A 17,927-nucleotide genomic window follows, 5' to 3' on the forward strand; every position below is an offset into this window, starting at 1 on the left:
TCCCTGTGGGCGAGGGCCCTATGACCCGCCCGGCCATCGACACGGACGCAGGAGTTCGTCGGGTCGGTCGTGATCGTGACGAGCCGGGCGCGGGTCCGTGCCGCTCCCCGCTCCAGCCGTGCGCCGCCCGGCGACCGGGCTGCGGTCAGCCGCCTGCCTGCCACACCGCCCACAGGCCGTACAGGGCCGAGACGCCGAGCGCCACCGTGCCCAGCAGGACCGCCTGGCGGCGCTGCGCACTCGGACGTACCCGGGCGACGACGGTGGCCGCATAGAGCACCGCCACGATGATCGTCCAGGCCCAGGCGGTGGAGATCCGCTCGTCGACCCGGCACCCGGCCGGCGCCGGGTGGACCGCCCGGCACACGTCGACGCGCGGCACCGCCAGATACCAGAAGCCGGCCCAGGCGAGGACCGCGACGGCGCTCGCCACGGCGACCGCCAGCCAGGGTCGCAGCGCTGTGGGCACGGCCACCTCCTTCGGGACACCCGGGGCGTCGGACGTGCGGGACACCCGGGGGCGGTCAGCGTACCGGTCGGGGATCGGCACGCCGGAGGCGGCACCGCCCGCCGCCGACGGTGGGTGACCGTCGACGGCGGGCGGGGAGTCTGGTCGAAGCCCCGGCGGTCAGTCGACGCCGAACTCCATGGCGGCGCGGTCGAGGGCCGCGTCCTCGGTCGAGGAGACGCCCCGGGAGGCGATGGCCTCCGCGCCGCCCTCCGGCATCGCCCCGATCAGCCCGGTCGAGGCGGCCTGCGCGGCACCGACGACCCGCTGCGGCGCGCCGCCGACCATGCCCAGGTTGGCATACTGCTCCAGCTTCGCCCGGGAGTCGGCGATGTCCAGGTTGCGCATGGTGAGCTGGCCGATCCGGTCCGCCGGCCCGAACGCCGAGTCCTCGGTACGCTCCATGGACAGCTTGTCCGGGTGGTAGCTGAAAGCCGGGCCGGTGGTGTCCAGGATCGAGTAGTCCTCGCCCCGCCGCAGTCGCAGCGTCACCTCGCCGCTGACCGCCGTGCCGACCCAGCGCTGCAGCGACTCGCGCAGCATCAACGCCTGCGGGTCCAGCCAGCGGCCCTCGTACATCAGGCGACCGAGACGACGGCCCTCGTTGTGGTAGTTCGCCAGGGTGTCCTCGTTGTGGATGGCGTTGACCAGCCGATCGTAGGCGGCGTGCAGCAACGCCATGCCGGGCGCCTCGTAGATGCCCCGGCTCTTGGCCTCGATGATCCGGTTCTCGATCTGGTCGGACATGCCCAGGCCGTGCCGACCGCCGACGGCGTTGGCCTCCAGCACCAGGTCCACCGCGCTGCCGAACTCCTTGCCGTTGATCGTGACCGGGCGGCCCTGGTCGAAGCCGATCGTCACGTCCTCGGTGGGGATCTCCACCGTCGGGTCCCAGAACCGGACGCCCATGATCGGATTGACCGTCTCGATGCCGGCGTCCAGGTGTTCGAGGGTCTTGGCCTCGTGCGTGGCGCCCCAGATGTTGGCGTCGGTGGAGTACGCCTTCTCGGTGCTGTCCCGGTAGGGCAGGCCGCGCTCCTGCAGCCACTCCGACATCTCCTTGCGCCCACCCAACTCGGTGACGAAGCTGCTGTCCAGCCACGGCTTGTAGATCCGCAGTTGCGGGTTGGCCAGCAGGCCGTACCGGTAGAAGCGCTCGATGTCGTTGCCCTTGAAGGTCGACCCGTCACCCCAGATCTGCACGTCGTCGGCGACCATCGCCCGCACCAGCAGCGTCCCGGTGACCGCGCGCCCCAACGGCGTGGTGTTGAAGTACGCCCTTCCACCCGAGCGGATGTGGAAGGCGCCGCAGGTCAGCGCGGCCAGCCCCTCCTCGACCAGGGCGGCACGGCAGTCGACCAGGCGGGCCAGTTCGGCGCCGTAGCTGAGCGCGCGACCGGGCACCGAGGCGATGTCGGGCTCGTCGTACTGGCCGATGTCAGCGGTGTAGGCGCAGGGCACCGCACCCTTGTCGCGCATCCACGCGACCGCGACCGAGGTGTCGAGTCCGCCGGAGAAGGCAATGCCGACACGTTCGCCCGTGGGCAGGGAGGTAAGAACCTTGGACACAAGGAAGAGTATGCACCATCCCGCATACCCATGCAAGCCGGGTGCAAGGAAGGGCCCCCTACTAACGCCTCGTGCATAGAAAGGGTCCCCTCCTAACGGCAGGCCGGCACATCGGGCAGGCGCGCGCCAGGGCAGGGAGATCCACGAGTTCGAATCCCGCCCACCGTCGTCTGGCCGGCGGAGTTCGTCGACCAGACGATCGGCGACAACGTCGCTGACAGCATGCTGGGCCACGACGCCAAGGAGACCTCACGTCTTCACCTTCCTCTCCTGGGACGTCCACCTGCTCGCCCGCCGGGAGATCATCCTCTGGCACCCGACCGCCCTCTGGGCCTGACCGCCGATTCCGTCTCGATGTCACCCGATCGAACAGCCTTGCAGCCTGCCGGCGACCTACCACAGAGAAGCGGCGCGGGTAGCCTCCCTGACCCGCAGCGCACGCTCGCAAGCCCCGCCGCACGAATTCGCCATGGCCGAGGCCGGCTACGCCCTGAAGACGCGTACCACATCACAGACGCTGGACATGCTCCGTACCGCCCTGGATCTCACCGGCCTCGCGGCGAACGCACCGCGCTTCGACCTCTTCTACCGTCCCCGCCAGAAGGTCTGGGACGGTCTCGCGGGCTTGTGCCTCGGTGAGATCGTCGGTCTAATGTCCACGGACGTGAATGCCAATCGGCGCCTTCCGGTGCCGATGGAAACGCTCGCCCAGCCAGAGCCGACTTTCGCCAGCACCGTGATGGGTCGCCCGGAGGCCGTGAAGTGGTTCGTGGAGCTAGCTCGGGACTCCCCCACCGGAACACCGAAATCCTCGTAGACGTCACGTCGATCATCAGTGCCGAGGATTTCGTGGTTGCCCAGAACCACGGCACTCGCCCCGGCGATCCGTTCGCCCGCCAGTCGTTCGTGGAGTTGATTCAATCCCTGATCTTCATGGAACGGGTCTGGGTCGCCCATCCGGTCCTCGCCCGACCCGGCGCCGCTGACTTCGGCGGTAAGCCGTACCTGCTCCGCGTGCTCGCCGAAGCCGGGCTGCTGCACCCGCTGCAACTCGACGACGCCGAGGCGAGCCGGGTCCGCAGTGCCGAGGAGGAGGCACTGGACGAGTTGCAGAGTCGGCGGGGAGATCAGGTGCTCGGCCAGTTCATCGAGCAGGCGATCGCCTGCGATGACGCCATACCGGGCGAGCGCAACTCGCTGTCGAAACGCATCCACGGTTGGTGCGCCTTTCAGGCGGCACACGTGCGGGTGGCGGGCCACCACACCGATCGCATCGGCACCGCCGACGGTGTGGAGGACCGATCCCTTCGGAATCTGGGCACGAGCGGCGTCGATCGTGCTCCGTGGCCCGCTGCGATCGATGGCACCGCCCGGTGAGGAGGTGTACGTCGCGGCGACCCTCGCGCGGGGCCTCAAGTACCGATCACGAGCTGACGCCACCCGGCTTACCTACCAGGCACATCCGATCCGACGCGACTTCCTGCTGACCTTCGACCCCTCCACCGAACAGGAACTGGTCAACGGGGTCGCGTCGGTGACCGAGTCGGTGCCCGGCGTGCCCAAGGTCGCCGGCATGTGGATCGGCGCACGGGCGATCGGCAAACAGGTCTCCGCCACGGGTACGCCGGTGCAGCGTTTCCTCTACAAAGAGTTCTACCGCGCCTGGAAACGCGCCGGTCGCTGAGGACACGCGGGCCTTCACGCCCCGGGGCCTGGCCTACCGTACGTGCCGGGCGCCGTCGGCGGCCTCGTGTAGGGCGGCGACCGTCGTGCGTACGGCAGGGGTGTGCTCGACGGCGTCGTGTACCACCACGTGGATCGAGCGGATCGGCATGGGGCGGACCGCCCGGACGACTGTCACGCCCTCCGGCAGGTGTGCCGCGCCGAGGGCGGGTAGCACCGTGAGGCCGATGCCGGCCGCGACGAAGGCCAGCGCCGTACGGTAGTCGTGCGCCTCGACCCGGAACGCCGGGCTGAATCCGGCGGCGGTGCACGCTTCGAGGAGTTTGGCGCGACACCAGCCTCGGGCGAAGTCGTTGTCGACCCAGCGTTCCTCGGCGAGTTCGGCCAGGTCCACCTCGTCGTGGCCGGCGAGGGGGTGCCCGGCGGGCAGGACGGCCACGTAGGGGTCGTCGACGATGTGCTGGGCGGTGAAGCCCGAACCGGGGTCGAAGCCGGTGTCCGCGACGACCACCTGGACGTCGGCTCGTTCCTCCCGGCTGTCCGGGATGTGCTCCCGTAGTTGCAGGTCGAGCCGGACGCCGGGAAGTTCGGTGAGGATGCGGCGGACCACGAGCGGCATCCACGCCGCGCCCACCGACGCGAAGTACGCGACGGACAGTGCACCGGTGCGGCCGGTGCGCAGGTCCGCGATGAGCGACTCGGCCGCACCGACCCGGGCGAGCACCCGGTCCGCTTCGGCGGCGAGGGCGTGGCCGGCGGCAGTGGGGCGCAGGCCGCGTCCCGCGCGGGCGAGGAGGGTGAGGCCGGTCTCGCGTTGCAACGCGGTGAGGTGCTGGCTGACGGCGGAGGGTGTGTAGCCGAGGTTGGCGGCGGCGGCCTGGACCGATCCGGACGCGACGACGGAGCGGAAGACCCGGAGGCGGTGGACGTCGAGCACCCCACAACCGTAAAGCACGACTTAATCGTCGTGAAGAAACAGTCGCTGGTGCTGAATCGTCGGGCGTTCGAGAATCAGTCACATGACGCTCACCGAAGCCCCCGCCGGGGCCGCCACCGACGGCTCCCGCGCCACGGCGTACCCCCGACCGGTGGCACGGCGTCGGTCCTGGCCGATCATGGTCGCCGCCGGGACCACGGTGGTGCTGTGGGCCTCGGCGTTCGTCGGCATCCGCTTCGCCGGCCACGACTACTCGCCGGGCGCGATGGCGCTGGGCCGCATGCTGGCGGCGTCCGTCGCGCTGACCGCGTTCATCGCGTTCTACCGGCGCACCCGGGCACCGCACGCCGGGCCGACGCCGGAGGCGCTGACGCCCCGCCGGGCCGCCGTCCTGCCCCGGCGCGGCACGTTGGGGCTGATCATGCTGTGGGGCGTGGCCTGGTTCGGCGGGTACAACGTGGCGCTCAACGCCGCCGAGCGGCTGGTCGACGCCGGGACGGCAGCGCTGCTGGTGTCGGTCGCGCCCATCCTCGTCGCGGTCGCCGCGACGCTCGTGCTCGGCGAGCGGCTCACCGGCCGCCTCGGCGTCGGGGTGACGATCGCCTTCGCGGGGGTCGCGCTGATCGCGGCCGGCGGCTTCACCGGGCACGCCGACAAGGTGGGCGTCGCGCTGGCGGCGCTGTCCGCCGTGCTCTACGCCTTCGGCGTACTGCTGCAGAAACGTCTCCTGGCGCGGGTGGACGCGGTGACGATGACCTGGCTCGGCGCGCTGGCCGGTACGGCGGCCCTGCTGCCGTTCGCACCCACCCTGCTCGCGGAGTTCGCCGCCGCCCCGCTCCCGGCGACCCTGGGCGTGCTGTTCCTCGGCGTGTTCCCGACCGCGATCGGCTTCCTCACCTGGGGCTACGTCCTGTCCCGCTGGACGGCGGGCCGCACCACCGCCGCGACCTACCTGGTGCCGCCGGTCACGGTCCTGCTGTCCTGGACGCTGCTGGGCGAGGTACCCGCGCCGCTCGCCCTGCTGGGCGGTGCGCTCTGCCTGACCGGCGTGGTGTTCGCGACGCGCCGCTGACCCCGACCGACGCGCAGGCCCGCCGGACGACGGGTCGTCGGGCAGGACACGGGCGGGTCAGCGGAAGGCGGCGTGCCCGGTCAGCACCTGGCCGATGATCAACTGATGGACCTCGGACGTGCCCTCGTAGGTGAGCACGGACTCCAGGTTCGCCGAGTGCCGGATCACCGGGTAGTCCAGCGTGATACCGGCGGCGCCGAGCAGCGCCCGGCACTCGCGGGCGATGGCGATGGCTTCCCGGACGCTGTTCAGCTTGCCCAGGCTGATCTGCCGATGGTCCAGCGTGCCAGCATCCTTGAGCGCACCCAGGTGCAGCGCCAGCAGCATTCCCTTGCCCAGTTCCAGTCCCATGTCCGCGAGTTTGAGCTGGGTCGCCTGGTACGCGGCCAACGGCCGGTCGAAGATCTGCCGGCTACGGGTGTAGTCGACGGTGGTCTCCAGGCAGTCGTGGGCGGCGCCGAGAGCACCGAAGACGATGCCGAAGCGTGCCTCGTTGAGGCAGGACAGCGGCCCGGACAGCCCGGCGGCCTCGGGCAGCAGCGCGTCTGCGGGCAACCGGACGTCGTCGAGGACCAGCTCGGAGGTGACCGAGGCGCGCAGCGACTGCTTGCGGGTGATCTCCGGTGCGGTGAACCCGGGGGTGCCGGCCGGCACGAGGAAGCCACGGACACCCTCATCGGTACGAGCCCACACCACCGCGACGTCCGCGATCGACCCGTTGGTGATCCACATCTTGGTGCCGTTGAGCAGCCAGTCATCGCCGTCACGGCGGGCCCGGGTCCGCATGCCCGCAGGATCGGAGCCGAAGTCCGGCTCGGTCAGCCCGAAACAGCCGATCGCCTCGCCGGCGGCCATCCGGGGCAGCCACCGCTGCTTCTGCTCCTCGGAGCCGAACCGCCAGATCGCGTACATGGCCAGCGAGCCCTGCACCGACACCAGCGAGCGCAGGCCCGAGTCGCCCGCCTCCAACTCGAAGCAGGCCAGCCCGTAGGCGGTCGCCGAGGCACCGGCACAACCGTAACCCTCCAGATGCATGCCGAGCACCCCGAGTCGGCCCAGCTCCCGGGCCAGCTCCCGGGCCGGCAGCCGCCCTTCCTCGTACCAGCCGGCGATGTGCGGCCGCACCCGCCGGTCGACGAAGTCGCGTACGGCGGCGCGCAGTTCCCGGCTCTCGTCATCGATGAGGTGCTCGGTGCCGAGATAGGTGAGCGCGGAGGCGGGGACGGTGAGGGTCATCGAGTTCCTTCCGGGAGCAGGTACGCGAGCACGCCACGCGCCACGGCGATCGCCATGGCGTCCAGCGCGTCGTGGGTCATCGCCGCCATGTGCGGAGTGGCCAGGGCCCGGGGATGGTGCAGCAGCGGGTCGGTGAGGGCGGGCGGCTCAGGCGCGAAGACGTCCACCGCGTACCCGCGCAGCCGCCCGGCGTCGAGGGCGGCGAGCACCGCGGCGGCGTCCACCACACCGGCCCGGGCCGTGTTGACCAGCAACGCGTCGGGACGCATCCGGGCCAACGCGGCGGCGCCGATCAGCCCGCTGGTCGCGGGAGTCTGTGGCACGTGCAGGCTGACCACGTCCGACTCGGACAGCAGCCGATCCATCTCGACCAGCCGCACCCCTGGTGGTGGTTCGACTGCGGCGACGTCGTGCGCGAGGACGGTCATACCGAGACCTCGGGCGCGGGCGGCGACGCCCCGGCCGATCGCGCCGCATCCGATCAGGCCGAGGGTCCGCCCGGCGAGCATGGCGCCGGTCAGCTCGGCCGCGACCACCGCCGACGGCAGTGAGCGACCGGTCGGGAACTCGCCTTGCGCCAGTGCCGCGACAGCCCTGGGTAGCTGCCGGGACAGGGTGAGCGCGGCCAGGATCACGAACCCGGCGACGGACTCGGCGTTGGCGCCGGGCGTACTGACCACCGGGATGCCGAGCCGGGCGGCGGCCTCCAGGTCGATGCCGTCGAGACCGGCGCCGTGCCGGCCGACGACCTTGAGCCGGGGTGCCGCCGCCAGCATGTCGGCGGTCACCGAAGAAGAGCGCACCAACAGGGCGTCGGCGGTGGCCAGCGAATCGGCCAGGGTCGCCAGGTCCGTGGCATGCGCGACGTGTACCTCGCCGGCCGCGCGCAGCAGGTCCAGCCCGGCGGTGGCGATCGGTTCGGTGAGGAGGATCCGTGGTGTCATGGCGCTCACCATCCCGTATAGCAGGTGACCGGCACGGTGTAGAAGTCCCGGGCGTAACCGCCCTGCTCCCGCGGGCCGTGGTTGGATGCCCCGGTGCCGCCGAACGGCAGGTGCAGTTCGGTGCCGGCGGTGGGCAGGTTCACGGTGACGATGCCGGCCCGCGCGTCGCGCTTGAACCGTTCCGCCGCAGCCAACGACGTGGTGACGATTCCGGCGGAGAGCCCGTACGCGGTGTCGTTGGCCACGGCGATCGCCTCGTCCAGATCCTCGACCCGGATGACGCAGCTCACCGGGCCGAAGATCTCCTCCCGGGCCACCCGCATCTCGTTGCCCGCCCCGGCGAGCAGGGTGGGCCGCATGAACTGCTTGTCCTGTCCGGGAGCAGCAGGCCGGTACGCCACATGTGCGTCCACCGCCGAAGCGGCCTGGCGCAGATGATCAGCGGGTGAGGCCGACCAGGGTGGCCAGGCGCGCCACACCCGCCGGGGCCGGTCGTCGCCGGGCGATCTCGGCCAGGAGGGTACGCGTCGACGGCCGCACCCGGACCTCGGCCGGCGCCACGCTGTCCGCGCCGACCAGCATCCGTCCCGCCCCGGCCAGGTCACCGGCCGACAGGTACGCCCGCGCCACGTCCACCAGGTAGGCGCCCCGGTACTCCGGCGACAGGCTCCGCCACCCGTCCCGCCGGATCACCGCGTCATGCCGAGCGACCGCCTCCACCGGGTCACCCTGCTCGGCCGCCACCACCACCCGCGCCATCTCCACGGGCAGGGGCCCGAAGCACGTACGCCGCGCGTCGTCTGCGGCCCCGAGCCGGTCGGCGCACTCACCGGCGCGATCCAGCAGGTGTGCCGCCTGGCGGGCCTCGTCGCAGGCCGACGCGGCCAGGGCGGCCTGGACCAGCAGCGTCCCACCCACCGACAGGTCCGCTTCCGACCGTTCAGGCGCGAGTCGATCGGCGGCGGCGAGAGTCACCGCCAGCGCCAACCGCTCACGCCCGCCAGTCCGCAACGCCGCTGCGGTCGCGATCGCGGCCGTACCCGCCAACACCCGATCGCCGCCGGCCACCGTCACCGCACGGTCGGCGGCCAGCCAGGCCAGGTCGGCCTCGCCCAGCTTGACCAGCACCGACGAAGCAACCCGGTAGACCTGCACCAGCACCTCCACCGGCACCGGATCAGGCAGTCCCCGCGTCGCGTCGAGCAACCCGGGCAGTGCGCGGACCACCTGCGGATACCGGGCATGCTGGTACGTCAGCCAGGCGTGCCCGACGTGCCGACGGAGATCGGCCAGCACCACCGGACGAACCGGCACTGGTCCGTTGCCGTACCGGGCCAGGGCTGCCCGCACCTCATCCAGCCCGTCCAACGCTCCCCCACCGGTCGGCGTCGACGACGCCTGCCCGACCAACACCCCAGGATCCACCCGCAGCACCTCGGCGATCGCCTGGATCACCGAGAACTTGTCCAACTGACGGGCACCCCGCTCGACCTTGTCCACCCAGCTCTTCGACTTCCCGAGCCGGTCGGCGAGCGCCTGCTGCGTCAGCCGCCGCCGCGCCCGCCACTGCGCCACCCGCCGACCGATCGGCACCTCACCCCTGCCGGTCACGCCGCCACCGCCGGTCCGGCACCACCCGCGTGACGTCCTCCACGGGTACGCGCTCCGCCTCGGCCTGCGCCAGCAGCCGACGCCTGGCCGCCTCCCGTTCAGCCGCCTGGATCTGCTCGCCCCGACTCCCCGACGTTCCTTCGCCCTGCATTGCCCCTCCGTTCGCAGAGGCGGTGATCCGCTCTGAGGAGGGCATCACCGCCGACAGATGTCAGCGATCAGTGGGCAGGTGCCAGAACAACCGATCGCCACGGCGAGGCTTCCACTACGCAAGGTGCCCACCCAGGTGCGGAAAGTGCGATCTGAGTAGCTGGTCAGAATGAGTGGGACGCGTCGCACCGCAGGTGACCATGATCTGACGACGAAGACTCGGACGGGGTGTACCAGTTAGCGCGAGCAGCCCATCATCTCTGCCAGTTCAGTCAACTCATGCGTCATTGCTCGACGACGGCCAGCCACGATCTGCTCCACGATGTCTCTCGCATATCGCTGCTGCCGCAGCCAAGTCGGCGACATGTCTCGCAAGTGCGTCAACACTGTGGTCGCTTTGCCATAGCGCCGCAGGTGCGTGTACGCCCACGCCACGTCCAAGCGATGGCGCCGCCAAGCTGACCTGCTGATGGTCGGAGCTGGGGGAACCTTTTCGGACAGCTTCAATACACGCTCTGCCTCACCGGCCACTGCCGCTGCCTCGACCCGCTGCATCTGCACCTTGGCGGTGTCGAAGCCACCCACCAACATCAGTTGATCGGCAGGCGGCACCCGCTCTCCGATCCGGACGGCAGCAGCACCCGCAGCGTCGATCAGATCGGTCACCTCGTCCGGCCGGTTGTCACGGGCACATGCGGCGGCGGCACCCAAGAGGAGCCACCCCCAGGCCGCCAACTCACCGGGAGTCGCCCGAGAGAACTGCGGTTCCACCTCGTCGGCCGTTGCGATCGCGAGCCGGGCCGCCTCGCCGATCCTGCCCTGGCGCATCAATAACCAAGTAACCGTTTGGATGACGGTAGCCGCGACGACACGATTACCCGACCGCTGCGCGGAGTCCAGGGCCCCCGACAAAGCCGTCTGTGCCAGGTCCTCGGCCCGCAACTGGATCAGTAGCCCTCCGGCCAACCGCTGAGTACGAGCGAACAGGTCATTGGCCGCGACCAACTCTTCGTCGGTCGCCAGGCCGACTGCCGCTCGCGCGTTCATCAACAATGGAGGCAGCGCTCTCAGCGCGACGGCATAGTCGCCAGCGTTGACGACGCGATCAGCAACATGAAGGTGGGCGCGTAGCGTGTCGAGTCCAGGCGGATCAGTCGTGGGCCCCACCACCGGAGCGCCGGCAAGGCCCCGAACCGGAGCGATCGCACGACGGATCTCTGCCAGAGACAACGGCTGGTGATCCGGCTCGCGCCGAGCAGCGGCCCCCGAGGCGTCTCCAATCAGCGCTGACGTGGGCACTCGCAGGGCGCGCGCGAGTGCGTGCAGAGTTTCGAGTCGGGCAGTACCCCGGCTACCCTGCTCCAGCTTGCGGATGACCTCGATGCTGACGCCGGACCGCTCGGCAAGCTGCTCCTGGGTGAGCGTGGACTCCCGCCGGATCCGCGCCAGACGCTCACCGACAGTCGGACTGCTCATGGGAGTCTCCGATCGAGATCCGCGTGTAGAACGGCGTCAACCTGAGGTGCCGGTTGCCTCTTCGGACGGTACACCTCGATTCCGACAGTGGGACGCCACGATCGCCTCGGAAGCAAAGCCAAAAACCGTCACCTATAGGCGCGACGCATGTGGTCTACTCGGCGATCGTGAACGTGGCAGTGTAGCTGTTCGACACGCCGGGTCGGGAACAGTTGCACTGCCACGAAAAGGGGTCGACGATGACTCGGCACCGGTGCGGGCGAGGCGCAACGAGGGAAGCCGAGGGCAGCGACGGGACCGGTCGTAGGCTCCCCGGGTCGCGCCGCCGGACGGCGCGCCAGATCGGGAGGAAGTCCGTGGCGAGGAACCCGCACGAACCCGGCGAGGTCTCAGCTGTCTCCGGTGTCGAGGTGCCACCGGAGGGCGGGCGCAGAAGCCGGATCCTGATCCTCGGAGCCGTGACGACCGTGCTGGCGGTGGCGGCGGGCCTGACCGTGTGGTTCAGCCGCCCGGCACCGGAGACGGACGACACCTCGGGCGGCCCACCTCGTTCGGTACCCGTCCGATTCGACCCGAGCCAGCAGTTGCTCCGCCTCGGCTATCTGCCTGGCCCCATCGCCTGCGTTCCGCAGCTCGGCGTCGATATAGGCGGCGGATCTGGGCTGTGAGCTGGGCAAACAGCGGTGGGCCCGGTGACGGGGCGTGTCACTAGGCGGCTGTGTTGTCGCAGGTCAGGCGGTTGCGGGTGTGGCGTCGAAGATCCGGGGCGGCTCGGCGATCTTCAGCTTGGTGAGCAGGGCCTTCTGGGGTTGGGACAGCTCGGTGCGCTGGGCGAACGTGCCGGCGGGGCCGGTGAACACGCCCAGGTGCAGCCGGTCGATCTCGGTGCGGATCGCGGTCCAGGTGCGGCCGGTCTCGGTCTCGGCGACCCGGATCAGCAGCAGGGCCAGCCAGCAGAGCAGGATGTGAGCGCGGATGCGGTCCTCGCGGCGGTGGAACACCGGGCGCAGGTCGAGGGTGGTCTTCATGTCGCGCCAGCCGCGTTCGACTTCGAGGAGCTGCTTGTAGCCCAGGGCGATGTCCTCGGCCGACAGTGTCGGGTCGGAGCAGCGCAGCAGGTACTTGCCGTCCAGGCGCTGTTCGGCCTTGACCTTGGCCTGGTCGAGGCGCAGCAGGCCCTTGGGGGTGACGCGCAGGAACCGGTTCAGGCCGGGCTTGGTGGAGATCACGCCGCGTAGCTCGGCGCGTTTGGTGGCCGGCAGCCGGTCGGTGTCGTCGATCAGGTCCGTGAGCTGGGCGATCAGCCGTTGGCGGACAGCGGCGTCCCGGTCGGCGGCCTCGGGGTTGTAGCAGATGACGAACCGGTCGTCGGTGTCGATGTTGACTTCCTTGACCTGCAGGTTCTCCGCGACGGTGGCGTAGCGGCCCTGCCGGGCGAGCGCAGCGTCGGCTTCGCTGGTGCCGGCACGCAGCTTCTCACCCAGGATGTAGTGCCCGCCGCCCTGTTGCAGGAAGCGGCGGTTCTCGGCGGAGGCGAAGCCGCGGTCGGCGACCCAGACGACGCGAGCCAGGCTCCACTCGCGCATGTCGGTCTTGACCTGCCGGATCAGGGCGGAGTCGCTGGTGTTGCCGGGCCAGCACCACACCCGCACGGGAATGCCGGTGCGGGTGACGGCCATCCCGACCACGACCTGGGGCAGGTCGTCGCGGGAGTCCTTGCTCTTGCCATGGGTGCGGAACCCTGCCTGCTTGACCGCCGCCGGATCGTCCTCGGCCACGACCCGGCCCTGCTGGTCACGCCACAGCGGTTCGTCGGCCTCATCGAGTTCGAAGTAGGTGCTGGTGGTGTCGAAGAACAACAGGTCGACCTCAAGGTTGAGCAGGTCGGCGATCTGGTCGTAGACCCCGCGGGTCAACGCGGGCTCGACCTCGATCAACTGGTCCATCGCCCGGTAGCAGGTGTCGTCGGTGACGTGCGGCAGGTCGGGCAGGTACACGTCCTGGCAGACCCAGTCGGCGGCGGCCAGCTTGCTCGACGGGGCCAGGGCCCGGTTGGCGACCAGCGCGAACAGCACCCGTTCGACGTCGACCTCCCGGCGGGACGAGCCGACCAGCGGCCGCAGGACGGTGTCGATGCGCAGCCGGCGCCACAACCCGTCGAGCAGCCACGCCCCGCCCAGCGAACGGGACTCCACAAACGACAGGCCGGCCGGCGCGGCCGCGGCCAGGGCGTCGGCCGGGGCGAGCAACCGCGACAACGCGTCGACCAAGCGGCGGATACCGGCCACGTCGAGCTGGTCTTCGCGGCCGAACGAGTACAACACCCGGGTCTTGGACGCCTTCGCGGCCGGGTCCCACTCGTTGTGAGCCAGTTGCAGGTAGCGGATCGTCTGCCCGTCGCGGGTCTTGCGGGTCGACGCTTTCACGTACACGAGGCACGACCGTACACCGACTATGAGACCAGCAACAGATCAGCAGCTCAACAAAGTTATCCACAGGCAGGCGTGTCACTAGGCGTTTTCGCCGTTCCCGCCAGGCCGCAACGCCCTGAACTGCACCTTCACACCGCGACGCCGACTATATCGACGCTGAGCTGCGGAACGCAGGCATCGACGTCGCCAATTACACCGCCGGGCCGGAGGTTCACCGCCTCGATCTTTACTGATCACGGGACCACCGACGACCCGCACCGGTGGCAAAAGACCACCGGCCGGTCAGAGCGCCACGATCGCTGCCGTCTCCGCCGGTAGTTCGATGCGGTCGCGTTGCACCGTGACGCCCTCCCCCGTGGCCAGCAGCACCCGGCGCGCCACCCCGGGCAGGGTCACCCGCTGCGGCTTGTCCGCGAGGTTCGCCGCCACCAGGCAGCCGCCGCGCCGCATCACCAGGAACCGGTCGCCGTGGCGTACGTCGATGGCGAACAGGTGCGGGTCAGACAGCTCGGGACGGGACTTCCGCAGCGCGATCAGGCGGCGGTGGAACTCGTACATCTGCCGGTGTTCGGGTTTGTCCAGCTCGGCCCAGTCCAACCGGGAGCGGACGAAGGTCTGCCGGTCCTGCGGGTCGGGAACGTCGCCGGGGGGCCAGCCGTGAGCGGCGAACTCGCTGCGGCGGCCGGTCACCACGGCAGCCGCCAACTCGGGCTCCGGGTGCGACGTGAAGTACTGCCACGGCGTCGAGGCCGCCCACTCCTCCCCCATGAACAGCATCGGCGTGAACGGTGCGGTCATCAGCAGGGTCGCGCCGACGCGCAGCAGCGCCGGGGACAGCGTCGCCGACAGGCGATCGCCAATCGCGCGGTTGCCGACCTGGTCATGATTTTGCAGGTACACGACGAAGCGGTGGCCGGGGGTACGCGGGTCGACCGGGCGGCCGTGCTGGCGGTGCCGGAAGCTGGACCAGGTGCCGGTGTGGAAGAACGCGCCGGTGAGCACCTCGGCGAGGCACTCCATGGTGCCGAAGTCGCCGTAGTAGCCCTGCCGTTCGCCGGTGAGCAGGGTGTGCAGGGCGTGGTGGGCGTCGTCGTTCCACTGGGCGTGCAGGCCGTAGCCGCCGGCCTCCCGGGGGCTGATCAGCCGGGGGTCGTTGAGGTCGGACTCGGCGATCAGGGACAGCGGGCGGCCCAGGTGCACCGAGAGCGACTCGACCTCGACGGCGATCTCCTCCAGCAGGTGCACCGCCCGGGAGTCGGGCATCGCGTGGACGGCGTCCAGGCGCAGACCGTCGACGTGGTAGTCACGCAGCCACATCAGGATGCTGTCGGTGATGAAGCGGCGTACGCCGTCGGAGTGCGGGCCGTCCAGGTTGACCGCCTGGCCCCAGGGGGTGTCCCGCTCGCTGAGGTAGGGGGCGAACATCGGCGCGTAGGCCCCGGAGGGCCCGAAATGGTTGTAGACGACGTCGAGGATCACCCCCAGCCCCTTGGCGTGGGCGGCGTCGACCAGCCGTTTGAGGCCGTCCGGGCCGCCGTACGGTTCGTGCGGGGCGAACCAGCAGACGCCGTCGTACCCCCAGTTGTGCTCGCCGTTGAAGGCGTTGACCGGCAGCAGCTCGATCATGTCGACGCCGAGGTCGACCAGGTGGTCGAGCCTGCCGATCGCGGCGTCGAAGGTGCCTTCCGGGGTGAACGTGCCGACGTGCAGTTCGTAGAGGACGCTGCCGGGCAGTTGCCGGCCGGTCCAGGCGCTGTCGGTCCACTCGAACGCCGCGTGCTCGTAGCGGCGGCTCGGGCCGTGCACGCCGGAGGGCTGCCACCGTGACCGGGGGTCGGGCAGCGCCCGATCGTCGTCGTCCAGCAGGAACGCGTAGTCGTCGCCGGCGTCGGGCACCTCGGCCCGCCACCAGCCGCCCCGGGACGCCCGCATCTCGTGGTCGGCGGCGCCCGGCCGGCGCAGTCGGACCCGGGACGCCTCCGGCGCCCAGACGGTGAACTCGGTCATGACGCCTTCCCGGAGCCTTCGGTGGGGGCGAGCAGCGCGACGGGATAGGTGGCGAGCAGATCGGCCAGACGGACCTGAACCTCACTGTAGACCCGTCCGGTGAACTGGCACGACATCTCGTTAACAGGTAGTGACAGGGTGGTGTCGCGCCAGCCGCCGCCCGCCGCCAGGCGCAGCGGGAGCCGGGTGGCGACGGCGAGCGCGCCGCCCCGGTCAAAGGCGACGGCGTGCCGGGCGGCCGGGCCGTGCACGACGACCGGCTGGTAGTCGCCGAACAACTCCGGGCGGTCGCGGCGCAGCCGCAGGGTGCGGGACACCACGAGCAGCTTGGCCGCGCCGCTCTCGTCCACCGGCGGCTGCCAGCCGGCGTCGAGCCGGGCCAGCAGGTCCCGGCGTACGTCGAAGTCGACCGGGCGGCGGTTGTCCGGGTCGACCAGGGAGTCGTCCCACAGCTCGGCGCCCTGGTAGGTGTCGGGTGTTCCGGGCATGGCGAGCTGCACCAGCTTCTGCCCGAGCGAGTTGGACCAGCCGGCCGGGGTGATCTCGGCGGCGAGCGCGGCGAGCGAGGCGTGCACCGCCGGGTCGTCGTACATGGCGTCGACCAGGGCGTGCATCGCCTGCTCGAAGGCCGGGTCGGGGTCGGTCCAACCGGTCGAGGCGGCGGCCTCCCGGGCGGCCTTCTCGGCGTACGCGTGCATCCGCTCGCGCGCGATCGGCCAGGCGCCGACGACGGTCTGCCAGAGCAGGTGGGCCAGCGCGGCGTCCGGCAGCGGCACGGCGGACGTCCAGGCGGTGACCTGCTCGGCCCAGCGGCGCGGCAGCTCGGCGAGCACGGCGAGGCGGGCGCGGACGTCCTCGCCGCGTTTGGTGTCGTGGGTCGACAGCGTGGTCATGCTCGCCGGCCAGCGTTCGTGCCGGGCGGCGGCGAAGCGGTGGAAGCGGCCGGGCAGGGTGCCGAAGTGGGCGGGGCTGCCGCCGACCTCGTTGAGCGCGACGAACCGCGTCCACCGGTAGTAGGCGGTGTCCTCGACGCCCTTGGCCATCACCGCGCCGGTGAACTGCGGGAAGCGGCGGGCCAGCTCGTCGTCGGGGTCGCGCAGCCGCCGGGTCACCGCGTCCAGCGCGCCGGTCAGGTCGGTGCGGCGGCGACCCGCCTCGGCGCGGGCGTTGGCCAGGTGCCGGGCGCCGTCGGGCGGGTAGCCCCGGTAGACCGGGAATGCGGCGGCCAACTCGGCCAGGGCGGCGCGGGCCGCGTCCGGCTCCACGTCGGGAGCGAGCGCGGCCAGCCGGGTCAGCTCGGTGGCGAGCAGCCGGGTGGCGGCGCCGAGCTTCGTGTCGTGGGTCAGGTCGGCCCAGGAGGTGGCCCGGCCGACCAGCCGGGTGTCCAGGGCGGTGAAGGCGGCCTCGGCGTCGCTGTCGACGAAGAGTCCACCGACGGCGTTGAGGGCGTCGTAGCCGGTGGTGCCGTCCACCGGCCAGGACGGCAGCTCCTCGCCGTACTCCAGGATCTTCTCCACCACCAGCCAGGCGTCGGGGGCGGCCTCGCGCAGCCGGGCCAGGTAGCCGCCGGGGTCGCGCAGCCCGTCGGGGTGGTCGACCCGGATGCCGTCGACCTCGCCGGCCGCGACCCAGGCCAGGATCAGCTCGTGGGTGGCGGCGAACACCTCCGGGTCCTCCACCCGCAGCCCGGCCAGGGCGGCGATCGAGAAGAACCGGCGGTACGTCAGCTCGGCGTCGCCGCGTCGCCAGGAGACCAGCTCGTAGTGCTGCCGGTCGTGCACCTCGCGGGGACTGCCGTCGCCGGTGCCGTCGGCGACCGGGAAACGGTGCTCGTGGTAGCGCAGCTCGCCATCGGCGATCTTCAGGTCGGCCAGCGCGTCGGGGTCGTCGGCGAGCACCGGCAGCAGCAGCCGGTCCCGCGTCCAGTCGATGTCGAACCAGCGGGCGTACGCCGAGTCGCGTCCCCGGCGCAGCACGTCCCACCACGCCGGGTTGGCGGCCGGTACGGCGACTCCGGCGTGGTTGGGCACGATGTCCACGACCAGGCCGAGCCCGGCCGCGCGCAGCGCCCGCAGCAGGCGCTGCCGGGCGGGCTCGCCGCCGAGTTCCGGGTTGACCCGACGGTGGTCGACGACGTCGTAGCCGTGCGCGCTGCCCGGCGCGGCGGCCAGCAGCGGCGCGCTGTAGAGGTGGGTGACGCCGAGGTCGGCGAGGTAGCCGGCGAGGCCGGCGGCGGCGTCCAGGTCGAAGCCCGGGCTCACCTGCACCCGGTACGTCGCTCCGACGGGGGTCACGGTCATGG

17 protein-coding genes are annotated in these 17,927 nt (G+C 71.2%); 5 read left to right on the plus strand and 12 right to left on the minus strand.

Annotated elements, in window-relative coordinates:
* Positions 1–145 precede the first annotated feature (145 nt).
* Positions 146–469: a hypothetical protein gene (locus ID554_RS01120; RefSeq protein WP_147333528.1), complete on the minus strand. Its 324-nt coding sequence runs from the start codon at positions 467–469 to the stop codon at positions 146–148.
* A 159-nt stretch (positions 470–628) separates the two neighbouring features.
* Entirely contained in the window at positions 629–2,077 is a 1,449-nt protein-coding gene (argG, locus tag ID554_RS01125; RefSeq protein ID WP_117229779.1) for an argininosuccinate synthase, read from the minus strand.
* Positions 2,078–2,546: 469 nt separating this feature from the next.
* Between argG and ID554_RS01130 the strand changes: the two genes are divergently transcribed.
* Genes ID554_RS01130 through ID554_RS31225 form a run of 3 tightly spaced genes read left to right on the plus strand, consistent with a single transcriptional unit; the run spans position 2,547 to position 3,761 of the window.
* Positions 2,547–2,894, plus strand: coding sequence for a hypothetical protein (locus ID554_RS01130; RefSeq protein WP_147333527.1), 348 nt, complete (start codon positions 2,547–2,549; stop codon positions 2,892–2,894).
* Positions 2,895–2,926: 32 nt separating this feature from the next.
* Positions 2,927–3,454 (plus strand): hypothetical protein, encoded by a 528-nt coding sequence (locus ID554_RS31220; protein ID WP_223884390.1) that lies wholly within the window; start codon positions 2,927–2,929, stop codon positions 3,452–3,454.
* The gene (locus tag ID554_RS31225) at positions 3,438–3,761 is read left to right on the plus strand and encodes a hypothetical protein (protein WP_223884391.1); all 324 of its coding nucleotides are present in this window, start codon (positions 3,438–3,440) and stop codon (positions 3,759–3,761) included. Before ID554_RS31220 ends, ID554_RS31225 begins: the two co-directional genes overlap by 17 nt.
* A 33-nt stretch (positions 3,762–3,794) precedes the next feature.
* Here ID554_RS31225 and ID554_RS01140 read toward each other — a convergent pair whose 3' ends face one another.
* On the minus strand, positions 3,795–4,697 hold the full coding sequence (locus tag ID554_RS01140; RefSeq protein ID WP_117229777.1) for a LysR family transcriptional regulator: 903 nt from the start codon (positions 4,695–4,697) through the stop codon (positions 3,795–3,797).
* Between the two features lie 82 nt (positions 4,698–4,779).
* On the opposite strand from ID554_RS01140, the gene ID554_RS01145 reads away from it, so the two are divergent.
* Positions 4,780–5,769 (plus strand): DMT family transporter, encoded by a 990-nt coding sequence (locus tag ID554_RS01145; protein ID WP_117229776.1) that lies wholly within the window; start codon positions 4,780–4,782, stop codon positions 5,767–5,769.
* Between the two features lie 57 nt (positions 5,770–5,826).
* Here ID554_RS01145 and ID554_RS01150 read toward each other — a convergent pair whose 3' ends face one another.
* The 6 genes from ID554_RS01150 to ID554_RS01175 all read right to left on the minus strand — a co-directional run bounded on the left by ID554_RS01150 (position 5,827) and on the right by ID554_RS01175 (position 11,186).
* Complete coding sequence (locus ID554_RS01150; protein ID WP_117229775.1) at positions 5,827–7,005, minus strand: acyl-CoA dehydrogenase family protein; 1,179 nt, start codon at positions 7,003–7,005, stop codon at positions 5,827–5,829.
* A complete protein-coding gene (locus tag ID554_RS01155; protein WP_158573795.1) occupies positions 7,002–7,949 on the minus strand; it encodes an NAD(P)-dependent oxidoreductase in 948 nt (315 codons plus the stop codon). The genes ID554_RS01150 and ID554_RS01155 overlap by 4 nt, the downstream gene beginning before the upstream one ends.
* 5 nt (positions 7,950–7,954) lie before the next feature.
* Positions 7,955–8,362 (minus strand): aldehyde dehydrogenase family protein, encoded by a 408-nt coding sequence (locus ID554_RS01160; RefSeq protein WP_223884392.1) that lies wholly within the window; start codon positions 8,360–8,362, stop codon positions 7,955–7,957.
* 25 nt (positions 8,363–8,387) lie between these two features.
* Positions 8,388–9,560, minus strand: a complete 1,173-nt coding sequence (locus tag ID554_RS01165) for a helix-turn-helix domain-containing protein (protein ID WP_117229773.1) — start codon at positions 9,558–9,560, stop codon at positions 8,388–8,390.
* Complete coding sequence (locus ID554_RS01170; protein WP_191088693.1) at positions 9,544–9,711, minus strand: hypothetical protein; 168 nt, start codon at positions 9,709–9,711, stop codon at positions 9,544–9,546. The genes ID554_RS01165 and ID554_RS01170 overlap by 17 nt, the downstream gene beginning before the upstream one ends.
* A gap of 236 nt (positions 9,712–9,947) precedes the next feature.
* Positions 9,948–11,186 (minus strand): helix-turn-helix domain-containing protein, encoded by a 1,239-nt coding sequence (locus tag ID554_RS01175; protein WP_117229771.1) that lies wholly within the window; start codon positions 11,184–11,186, stop codon positions 9,948–9,950.
* A gap of 458 nt (positions 11,187–11,644) precedes the next feature.
* On the opposite strand from ID554_RS01175, the gene ID554_RS01180 reads away from it, so the two are divergent.
* The gene (locus ID554_RS01180) at positions 11,645–11,854 is read left to right on the plus strand and encodes a hypothetical protein (protein ID WP_147333526.1); all 210 of its coding nucleotides are present in this window, start codon (positions 11,645–11,647) and stop codon (positions 11,852–11,854) included.
* A 63-nt stretch (positions 11,855–11,917) separates the two neighbouring features.
* Here the strand turns inward: ID554_RS01180 and ID554_RS01185 are convergent, their stop codons facing one another.
* The 3 genes from ID554_RS01185 to treY all read right to left on the minus strand — a co-directional run bounded on the left by ID554_RS01185 (position 11,918) and on the right by treY (position 17,925).
* Positions 11,918–13,618 carry an IS1634 family transposase gene (locus ID554_RS01185; RefSeq protein ID WP_117231419.1) on the minus strand — a complete coding sequence of 567 codons (1,701 nt, stop codon included), beginning with the start codon at positions 13,616–13,618 and terminating at the stop codon, positions 11,918–11,920.
* Between the two features lie 282 nt (positions 13,619–13,900).
* Positions 13,901–15,625, minus strand: coding sequence for a malto-oligosyltrehalose trehalohydrolase (gene treZ / locus ID554_RS01190; RefSeq protein ID WP_117230095.1), 1,725 nt, complete (start codon positions 15,623–15,625; stop codon positions 13,901–13,903).
* Positions 15,622–17,925, minus strand: coding sequence for a malto-oligosyltrehalose synthase (treY, locus tag ID554_RS01195; RefSeq protein ID WP_117230096.1), 2,304 nt, complete (start codon positions 17,923–17,925; stop codon positions 15,622–15,624). Before treY ends, treZ begins: the two co-directional genes overlap by 4 nt.
* Positions 17,926–17,927: the final 2 nt, after the last annotated feature.

The organism is Micromonospora craniellae (assembly GCF_014764405.1).
In the GTDB taxonomy this organism is placed as follows: Bacteria; Actinomycetota; Actinomycetes; order Mycobacteriales; family Micromonosporaceae; genus Micromonospora; species Micromonospora craniellae.

Excerpts from the sequence above, each read along its gene's own strand:
- ID554_RS31225 (WP_223884391.1), top strand. The coding sequence starts at position 3,438 with ATGGCACCGCCCGGTGAGGAGGTGTACGTCGCGGCGACCCTCGCGCGG.
- ID554_RS01155 (WP_158573795.1), bottom strand. The coding sequence starts at position 7,949 with ATGACACCACGGATCCTCCTCACCGAACCGATCGCCACCGCCGGGCTG.
- ID554_RS01150 (WP_117229775.1), bottom strand. The coding sequence starts at position 7,005 with ATGACCCTCACCGTCCCCGCCTCCGCGCTCACCTATCTCGGCACCGAG.
- ID554_RS01130 (WP_147333527.1), top strand. The coding sequence starts at position 2,547 with ATGGCCGAGGCCGGCTACGCCCTGAAGACGCGTACCACATCACAGACG.
- ID554_RS01170 (WP_191088693.1), bottom strand. The coding sequence starts at position 9,711 with ATGCAGGGCGAAGGAACGTCGGGGAGTCGGGGCGAGCAGATCCAGGCG.
- treY (WP_117230096.1), bottom strand. The coding sequence starts at position 17,925 with ATGACCGTGACCCCCGTCGGAGCGACGTACCGGGTGCAGGTGAGCCCG.
- ID554_RS01145 (WP_117229776.1), top strand. The coding sequence starts at position 4,780 with ATGACGCTCACCGAAGCCCCCGCCGGGGCCGCCACCGACGGCTCCCGC.
- ID554_RS01175 (WP_117229771.1), bottom strand. The coding sequence starts at position 11,186 with ATGAGCAGTCCGACTGTCGGTGAGCGTCTGGCGCGGATCCGGCGGGAG.
- treZ (WP_117230095.1), bottom strand. The coding sequence starts at position 15,625 with ATGACCGAGTTCACCGTCTGGGCGCCGGAGGCGTCCCGGGTCCGACTG.